This is a genomic window from Sinorhizobium sp. BJ1, from assembly GCF_002531555.1.
Taxonomy (GTDB): domain Bacteria; phylum Pseudomonadota; class Alphaproteobacteria; order Rhizobiales; family Rhizobiaceae; genus Sinorhizobium; species Sinorhizobium fredii_B.
Map to the genome: position 1 here is coordinate 196558 of NZ_NWTH01000002.1, position 8230 is coordinate 204787.

An 8230-nucleotide genomic window follows, 5' to 3' on the forward strand; every position below is an offset into this window, starting at 1 on the left:
CATGGCGCTTCTCGAAATCGAAAATCTCGTCGTCGAATTCCAGACGGCAACCGGGCCATTCCGGGCCGTCGACGGCGTCTCGCTCAAGGTCCATGAGGGCGAGGTTCTGGCGATCGTCGGGGAATCCGGCTCGGGCAAGTCCGTGTCCATGCTGGCGGCGATGGGGCTCCTGCCCTGGACCGCGAAGGTGACGGCCGACAAGCTCGCCTTCAACGGGCGGGATCTCCTGAAAATGCCGTCGGCCGAGCGCCGCAAGATCGTCGGAAAGGACATCGCGATGATCTTCCAGGAGCCGATCGCAAGCCTCAATCCGTGCTTTACGGTCGGCTTCCAGATCGAGGAAGTGCTACGTATCCATATGGGCCTCGATCGGGCGGCGCGGCGCAAGCGCGCCATCGAGCTCTTCGAGGCCGTCGGCATTCCCGATCCCGCCGAGCGCCTCGGGCATTTTCCTCACCAGATGTCGGGCGGGCAGTGCCAGCGCGTGATGATCGCGATTGCCCTTGCCTGCAATCCGAAGCTCCTCATCGCCGACGAGCCGACGACAGCGCTCGACGTCACGATCCAGAAGCAGATTCTCGACCTTCTGATGAAGCTGCAGCAGGAATACCGCATGGGCTTGATCATGATCACCCACAATATGGGTGTCGTCGCGGAAACGGCCGATCGCGTCGTCGTCCAGTACAAGGGCCGCAAGATCGAGGAGGCGGATGTGCTGTCGCTGTTCGCGGCGCCGAAGAGCAACTACACGCGCGCGCTTCTCGCCGCCCTCCCGGAAAACGCCACCGGGGATCGGTTGCCGACGATCTCCGAACTTTTCAATGAACAGCAGACGCTCGAGGGAGCCGCTCGATGACGCACGTTCTCGAAGCCCGTAACCTGCTGCGCGACTATCACATCCCGGGCAGTCTGTTTCGCAGGGCGCGCACCGTCCACGCGTTGAAGGGCGTCAGCTTCACCGTCGACGAGGGGAAGACGCTGGCGATCGTCGGCGAAAGCGGCTGCGGCAAGTCGACCCTCGGACGCATCATCACGCTTATCGACCCGGCCACCGCGGGAGAGCTGCTGATCGACGGCAAGAAGGTGGATATCGCCAGGGACGGCCTGACGTCTGAGATGCGCCGCAAGGTGCAGATTGTCTTTCAGAACCCCTATGGTTCCCTCAATCCGCGCCAGAAGATCGGCGACATCCTTGCCGAACCGCTCGTCATCAACACCAAGGTTCCCGCCGGCGAGCGCCGCGAGCTGGCGATGACGATGCTCAAGAAGGTCGGCCTCGAGGAGAAGCATTATAACCGCTATCCGCACATGTTCTCCGGCGGCCAGCGGCAGCGCATCGCCATCGCCCGCGCCCTGATGCTCAATCCCAAGCTGCTGGTGCTGGACGAGCCCGTCTCGGCGCTCGATCTCTCCGTTCAGGCGCAGGTCCTGAACCTGCTTGCCGACCTGCAGGACGAGTTCAAGCTCACCTATGTCTTCATCAGCCACGACCTCTCGGTGGTACGCTACATCGCCGACGACGTGATGGTAATGTATTACGGCGAGGCCGTCGAATATGGCAGCCGCGACGAGGTGTTTTCCAATCCGCAGCACAGCTACACGAAGACGCTGTTTGCGGCCACGCCGCGGGCGGATGTGGAGAGTATCAGGGCGCGGCTCGCCCGGAAGAATGCCGCTTGAGCGGCTCCAAACGGATCGGTAGAAAATCCAGCAATTCGCGTCTCCTACGCGAGTGCGGCTTGTTGGCGTTCTCATCCTGATCGTGTAGAGCATCTGCGCCGCTACTGTATTCTGGCCTTGGCGGCGGGCAGCCGAACTGGCCGGCAATTCCTTGTTCGGCCCAACACCAGGATGACCAATATGGAAATCAAGCGCTTTGAAACCGGTCCGCGGATGAGCCAGGCCGTGGTCTACAACAACACGGTCTATCTGGCCGGCCAGGTGGGCAACGCTGGAGACGATGTCGTCACTCAGACCAAGCAGGCGCTCGCCGAAGTGGATCGCCTGCTGGCGCTCGCCGGAACCGACAAGACGCGCATCCTCTCCGCCACCGTCTGGCTCGCTGACATGGCGGACTTCGCCAAGATGAACTCCGTCTGGGATGGCTGGGTGCCGCAGGGCCATACGCCTGCCCGCGCCACCGGCGAGGCCAAGCTCGCGACACCGGAATACCTTGTCGAGGTCATCGTGACGGCAGCCCTCTGAGGGGCCACGTCACGCCACGTAACGTGTGTATTTGAACGCCGCCGGCTGGACAGTCCGGCGGCGTTTTGCCGCGCGTTGCCGGTGCGGCACAGCAGGAACGATTCCCCTCTTCGAAGCGTTTATCGGATCATTCCGCACGTGGAGGAATCGCCCATGGTCTATTGGCTGCCGCGGCTTTGTTTGCTGCTGATCGCCGGGGTGATTCTGGGCTTTGGCCTGTTCCCGCGGACCTCGGAGGAGGTTGCCTACACGTTGTTGATAATCCTTGTGGGGCTGGGGCTGCTTTCCGTGACGCTCCACATATTTCCGCCCGAAAAGCATTGATCACGGGGCCGCCGAAACCATGGGCGGAGAACTGCCCACGGCTTCCTGATGTCGGCCTAGCGCTGCAGACGCGTGGTCGGCGGTTCATGGCACGCGTGAGAAGAAAGCGGGAGCCGAAGCAAGTGCAGCTTGAAGAGGCGTATCGATGGACGCCAAAAGTGTAGCAGCTGTCCGTAGCGGCAAGCGCAACGCCGAAAAGGAAATCGCCTTGGCCGAGGCGACGAAGGCGGCGGCCCGCAAGCGCGATGGAATGGATCTCCTCGTCGCCTGGAGCATCGTCGGGTTGTTCATCGTCGCTTGCTCGGCAGTCGTTTACGCCATGGCGGCTATCCTGATGCCCATTGCTTTCGCCATCGTTGTCGGGATCGTGCTCGGCAGGGCAGCCGACGAGCTGGCGCGCTTCGGCCTTCCGCCGATCCTTGGCGGCCTCTTGCTGGCGCTTTTCTTCGTGCTCGGTCTCTCTTCGCTCGTCAATGCGCTCCTGAGGCCGATCACCGAAGTTGCGCGCGAGGCGCCGAGACTGGCCGAAGGCGTGGTGGAACGCGTGCTGCCCTTCATAGAGCGTTTCGAGTGGGGGCGGATTGCGCTCGCGCGAAGCATCGGCGCCGATGCCTTTGCGGACGTCATTGTCAAGAATGCGGGCCCGTTTCTCGGCGCGATCGCGGCGAGCGTCACGCCGGCGCTGATCCAGACGCTGATTTTCCTTGCTGCCCTCGTCCTGTTCCTGCTCGGTCGCGTCCAGTTGCGCAGCACCATCATCCTGGCATTTCCGAGCCGCGAGGGCCGTCTGAGCTCGATCCGGATCATGAATGCCCTTGAGGACGGGCTGACGCGATATTTCTCGACGGCCAGCCTGATCTATCTGGCGCTGGGCGGCTTCACCATGATGATCGCCCTGGTCGGCGGGCTGCCAATGCCGCCCCTGTGGGGGCTCTTCGCCTTTGTCTCGAGCTTCATTCCCTATCTCGGGGTCACGTTCATGACGCTGTCGCTGCTCGTGGGGGGCTTGATGGCCCATGACGCGCTGGTGCTGGCGTTCGCGCCGGCGACCGTCTTCTTTCTTATCCATCTGGCCATGGAGAACCTGGTCTTCCCGGCGATCCTCGGACGGCGCTTCGAAGTCAATCCCTTCCTGATCTTCGTCGCGATCCTGTTTTGGACATGGATGTGGGGGGCGGTCGGGGCCATCCTCGCGATGCCGCTGTCACTGATCGCCATGACCATCTTCGAGCAACTGCGCGAGGTTCCCCCGGAACCGCAACTGCCCGGGTGAAGTCATGAAAGGCTCCAGTCTTAGTCTTAGTCTAGCGACTTCCCGCCTGTGCTTGTTCGTCGAAGAACAGCGCCTGGCTGATCAGCGCCTTGACCATCTCCGGGTTGAAAGGCTTGGTCACGAGGAAGGCCGGCTCCGGCTTGTTGCCCGTCAGCAGCCGTTCGGGGAAAGCGGTAATGAAGATCACCGGGACGGCCGCCTGCGTCAGAATGTCGTTGACCGCGTCGATGCCGGAGCTCCCGTCGGCGAGCTGGATATCCGCGAGAATCATCTTGGGCGAAGTCTGCCGATAGATATCGATTGCCTCGCGATGCGTGCGGGCAATGCCCGTGACCCGATGCCCCAGGCTCGTCACCATGTCCTCGATGTCCATGGCGATGAGCGGCTCGTCTTCGATGATCATGATATCGGTGGCCACCTGGCGCGAAATCTCTTCCGAGGCGCCGGCCAGTAGTTTGGCAAACGCGCCCTGGTCGACCGACATGATTTCAGCGGCCTCGGCGCTAGAAAAACCTTCGACTGAGATCAGCAGGAATGCCTGTCGTGGCGCCGGCGCGATCAGCGACAGATTGGCGGCGGCCCTCTGCTCCCAGGCGAATGGCGAGGTCAGATTGGATCGATCGACCTTCAGCTTGTCGAAGAGCGAACAGAAAAGCTTGTATACGCTTATCCGGTCGCTCGATGCCGAGGGGAAACGGTTGATGTCTTCGATCAGCGCTTCCAAGACGGCGGCGACATAGGCATCGCCTGCCGCTTGCGAACCTGTGACGGCGCGGGCGTAACGCCTAAGGTAAGGAAGATGTGGCGCAATCCTGGTGGAAAGTGACATTTAGGCCTTCCTAAACTATTGTGCGTAAAGTCGGCACTTATGGGCGGTGGCGTGACGCAGGATACGTCAATGTAGTGCACGCGTCTTCCGAATGTAGGAAACGGTTTGCAGACTGCAATATACGAATGGAAAACAGCCGGGGGATTTGAGCCTTCGGTATTCGGAATTGAAAAATGAACGATGAGTCCAACGGGCGCGCGCGAGGCGTATTGGCTGCCGGCGCCAGGAAAAGCGATGCGAATGGCGCAGTCGCTTCCAGGTTGAGAGCACTTTATCAGGCTGTCGAGTCGGAGCCCGTGCCGCAACAGCTCATCGACCTCCTCCGGCGCCTCGACGAGGCCGAGAGGGCGCAAACAGGCGATTGACGAAAGGAAATTCTCCGGCCCTCCCGCCCGGGGAGGGCCGCGTGCCCCGCGGAATGATGACGAAGCTACCGCCGCAAATCCGCTTTCGCGAGGTCGTTGTCAGCAACGCGCGGTGTAACGGCGGCCGTAGCGGTCGCGGTAGACGCAGTAGCCGGGCTCGTTCGCACGGCCGATAAGGGCGCCGGCAACACCACCGACCGCCGCGCCGACCGCAGCACCCCTGACATCGTTCGATATGGCCCCACCGATGATGCCGCCGGAAGCGGCGCCGATCGCAGCACCCCTTTCCGTTTGCGTGCACGCAGCAGCAAGCGGAAGAATTACGCTGACGACGAGAAGGATCTTCTTCATGGTGCTTTCCTATCCGAGGTTGGTTGATCGAAAATGGGCACGGGGCGGCGAAACGGTCCGGTCGAAACCGGCCGGAATGAAGATCGCGAGGACGATTGCAGAAAGCAGGGTGAGTCGGCGTCTGCCGGGAGCACCAGAATAGGGGCGGCGAAGACTTGCAATTTCCCGACTCCCTTGTAGCTGTCGCCGCTGCGGCGCTCGTTATCGTTGTCAGAACGCCGATTACCGCCTTTTGTTCCGCGCGACCTCGGGGTGCCACGCCCGGTTGTTGCCGCCCGGGCCGGCCGGAGCTGAAATCTCATCTGTACAGCATTCGGGAAAATGACCGCTCTAGCGACGGGATCCGCGCTCGGTCCGTTCCAGGTTCTCGAGCAGGGCCTGGAGACGCTCGTTGCTCTTTCCTTCCGTGTGCATCTCAAGCTCACGCAGCGTTCTGCCGATGTGCAGATTATGGTTGCGCATATCCACTGCGTGCCGGGGGATCTCTGTCACCGTTTTGAGTATATGTCGCGAAGGGATTTTCATTTCTTACCTGAGGAACTCTGTTTCCCGGAGAACGCCAAGCTGTGGCGAAGGTTCCTGCTGTCGTGGGTCGGCTCGCAATTGCGGATTGATTTTTCTTCGTTTCGCTAAACACATGGTTTCCGCCTGGTTAACGGCGTTGGGGACGAAACCGGAACAAAGGCGAAAGGCCGAGCGTTTGGATTTCAGTTCCAAGGCAAGGAGATAGCAAATGCTCTACTATGCCCTCATCTTTCTTGTGGTCGCCATTATAGCCGGCGTTCTCGGCTTCGGCGGCATAGCCGGCACCTCGGCGGGAATTGCCCAGATCCTGTTCTTCCTGTTCCTGATCTTCCTGGTGGTCTCGCTCGTTATGGGCATCTTCCGGCGAACGTGACGAGTGTTCACTGACTTGCGGAGCGGATCGCTCTCTGCTCCGCGCCAGTTTCCCAAGACCTTGTTTCTTTCATGGGGTGGGGCCTGACGCCTCGCCCTTTTTCGTGGCGCCTGCGCTGTTCCCTTGCCCCTTCTCGTCCGCTTGGCTATTCATGCGAACATCCTGCCGGTCGACTCCATCAGGCCCTGCTGCCGGCTTCCCTGGGGCAGATCATGAGCAAGCTGAAGAAGTGACGCGCCGATTCATCGGGCGAAAGAACGGGGCATCATCTATGAAAACTGATGTAGTGGTATTGGGCGCCGGGATCGTCGGCATTTCGAGCGCCATTCACCTGGCGCGGCGCGGCAAATCGGTGGTGCTTCTCGATCGCCGCGGCGCGGGCGAGGAGACGTCGTTCGGCAATGCCGGCCTCATCCAACGGGAGGGCGTTTTCCCCTATGGCTTCCCGCACGACTTCGGGGCGCTTTTCCGCTACGCGCTGAACAACACCATCGATGCCAGCTATCACTTCCGCGCGCTGCCAAGCCTGGTGCCTTTCCTGGCGCGGTACTGGTGGCACTCGGGCTTCACCCAGCATCAGCGCATCGCCCATCTCTACGCGCCGCTGATCGAGAATTCCATCGCCGAGCACAGCGACCTGATCGACGCGTCCGGCGCCGGCGAGCTTATCCGCAAGGACGGCTGGATGAAGGTGTTCCGCACCGAGAAGGAGCGCGACGCCGCCTACAAGGATGCCGAAAAGCTCTCGGCCGGATTCGGCGTCAATCACCAGAAGCTTTCGACCAGTGAGTTGAAGACCCTCGAGCCCTCTATCCAGGTTGAGCTGGCCGGCGGTTTGCGCTGGACCGATCCCTGGTCGATCCGCGACCCGCACAGTCTGAACAAGGCCTATCTCGGCTATTTCCAGTCGCTCGGCGGCCGGCTTGTCTCGGGCGACGCTGCAACGCTCGAGCATATTCTGGAAGGCGCCGGCTGGCGCGTCGCGACGCCGGAAGGTCCGCTGGAAACCCGCGAGGTGGTGGTCGCCCTCGGCCCATGGGCCGACACGGTGACGCGCAAGCTCGGCTATCATTTCCCGCTTGCAGTCAAACGCGGCTATCATATGCATTACGGCACCAAGGATGGTGCTCAGTTGAACAACTGGGTGCTGGACGAGGAGATGGGATATTTTCTGGCGCCCATGCTGCGCGGTATCCGCCTGACGACGGGCGCCGAATTCGCGCTGCGCGACGCCCCGAAAACTCCCGTGCAGTTGACCCGTGCCGAGCGCGTCGCTCGTGAATTCTTCCCGCTCGCCGAACGGCGCGACGAGGAACCCTGGATCGGTGCTCGGCCGTGCACGCCCGACATGATGCCGATCATCGGCAAGGCGCCCAGGCACGAAGGCCTGTGGTTCGCCTTCGGTCATGCCCATCACGGCATGACCCTCGGCCCCGTCACCGGTCGGGCGCTTGCCGAAGCGATGACGGGCGAGAAGACCGTGGTCGACCTTGCGCCTTACCGGCCGGATCGCTTCCTCGCTTGAGCTCCTTCGGTTTCCGGAGCGTTTTTTTCACTCCCCTGGAACCAAAGCAGCCGAGAGGTGTTTTCCTCGCGGCTGAAGACGAGGATTCGGTGCGCTTGTGCTTTGCGTTGAGCCGGTCGCCGTCACTCAGGCGGCGAGGGAGGAGCCGATTCCATGAAAAACCAGACGATCGAATTCGCCGGCGAGGCCGTGGGCGCGTTGATGCCCGACGATGGGCAATTACGTTTTGTCGCTGTCAAATACAGCGTCTGGCCGCTCGATGGCCGGAGATTTGCGACGGCCGAGGAGGCGCTTCGGGCCGTTGCCGCCCTGCACGTCTTGCGGCAGAGGGGGCCGATCGGGACAAGAGCGGCGCCGACTGATCATTGCGAAGCGGTCGGTACTGCCGGTGCGCACTAACATTACAGTTGCATTTTAGTTTTGAGGTGAGCTCGTCGAGCGGCCGCCTGATGGGCGCGCC

General features: G+C 61.8%; 12 protein-coding genes. 10 read left to right on the forward strand and 2 right to left on the reverse strand.

What is annotated here, in order from left to right; genetic code table 11:
- The first annotated feature begins 1 nt into the window (after position 1).
- The 5 genes from CO676_RS03240 (at position 2) to CO676_RS03260 (ending at position 3802) form a co-directional block, all read left to right on the forward strand.
- Positions 2 to 856: an ABC transporter ATP-binding protein gene (locus CO676_RS03240; RefSeq protein ID WP_014761178.1), complete on the forward strand. Its 855-nt coding sequence runs from the start codon at positions 2 to 4 to the stop codon at positions 854 to 856.
- Complete coding sequence (locus tag CO676_RS03245) at positions 853 to 1680, forward strand: dipeptide ABC transporter ATP-binding protein (protein ID WP_097519653.1); 828 nt, start codon at positions 853 to 855, stop codon at positions 1678 to 1680. The genes CO676_RS03240 and CO676_RS03245 overlap by 4 nt, the downstream gene beginning before the upstream one ends.
- A gap of 180 nt (positions 1681 to 1860) precedes the next feature.
- Positions 1861 to 2205, forward strand: a complete 345-nt coding sequence (locus CO676_RS03250) for a RidA family protein (RefSeq protein ID WP_014761180.1) — start codon at positions 1861 to 1863, stop codon at positions 2203 to 2205.
- 153 nt (positions 2206 to 2358) lie between these two features.
- Positions 2359 to 2529: a hypothetical protein gene (locus CO676_RS03255; RefSeq protein ID WP_080605498.1), complete on the forward strand. Its 171-nt coding sequence runs from the start codon at positions 2359 to 2361 to the stop codon at positions 2527 to 2529.
- Between the two features lie 145 nt (positions 2530 to 2674).
- The gene (locus CO676_RS03260; RefSeq protein ID WP_097519654.1) at positions 2675 to 3802 is read left to right on the forward strand and encodes an AI-2E family transporter; all 1128 of its coding nucleotides are present in this window, start codon (positions 2675 to 2677) and stop codon (positions 3800 to 3802) included.
- 31 nt (positions 3803 to 3833) lie between these two features.
- On the opposite strand, the gene CO676_RS03265 is transcribed toward CO676_RS03260, so the two are convergent.
- Positions 3834 to 4631: a response regulator gene (locus CO676_RS03265; protein WP_014761183.1), complete on the reverse strand. Its 798-nt coding sequence runs from the start codon at positions 4629 to 4631 to the stop codon at positions 3834 to 3836.
- A 173-nt stretch (positions 4632 to 4804) separates the two neighbouring features.
- On the opposite strand from CO676_RS03265, the gene CO676_RS03270 reads away from it, so the two are divergent.
- Positions 4805 to 4996, forward strand: coding sequence for a NepR family anti-sigma factor (locus CO676_RS03270; protein ID WP_097519655.1), 192 nt, complete (start codon positions 4805 to 4807; stop codon positions 4994 to 4996).
- 99 nt (positions 4997 to 5095) lie between these two features.
- Here CO676_RS03270 and CO676_RS03275 read toward each other — a convergent pair whose 3' ends face one another.
- On the reverse strand, positions 5096 to 5347 hold the full coding sequence (locus CO676_RS03275; RefSeq protein WP_014761185.1) for a YMGG-like glycine zipper-containing protein: 252 nt from the start codon (positions 5345 to 5347) through the stop codon (positions 5096 to 5098).
- Between the two features lie 321 nt (positions 5348 to 5668).
- On the opposite strand from CO676_RS03275, the gene CO676_RS35105 reads away from it, so the two are divergent.
- The 4 genes from CO676_RS35105 to CO676_RS03295 all read left to right on the forward strand — a co-directional run bounded on the left by CO676_RS35105 (position 5669) and on the right by CO676_RS03295 (position 8169).
- On the forward strand, positions 5669 to 5980 hold the full coding sequence (locus tag CO676_RS35105) for a hypothetical protein (protein ID WP_179875396.1): 312 nt from the start codon (positions 5669 to 5671) through the stop codon (positions 5978 to 5980).
- Between the two features lie 100 nt (positions 5981 to 6080).
- Positions 6081 to 6245, forward strand: a complete 165-nt coding sequence (locus CO676_RS03285; protein WP_014761188.1) for a DUF1328 domain-containing protein — start codon at positions 6081 to 6083, stop codon at positions 6243 to 6245.
- A 271-nt stretch (positions 6246 to 6516) separates the two neighbouring features.
- Entirely contained in the window at positions 6517 to 7770 is a 1254-nt protein-coding gene (locus CO676_RS03290) for an FAD-binding oxidoreductase (RefSeq protein WP_014761190.1), read from the forward strand.
- Positions 7771 to 7923: 153 nt separating this feature from the next.
- Positions 7924 to 8169, forward strand: coding sequence for a hypothetical protein (locus CO676_RS03295; RefSeq protein ID WP_014761191.1), 246 nt, complete (start codon positions 7924 to 7926; stop codon positions 8167 to 8169).
- The last annotated feature ends 61 nt before the right edge of the window (positions 8170 to 8230 follow it).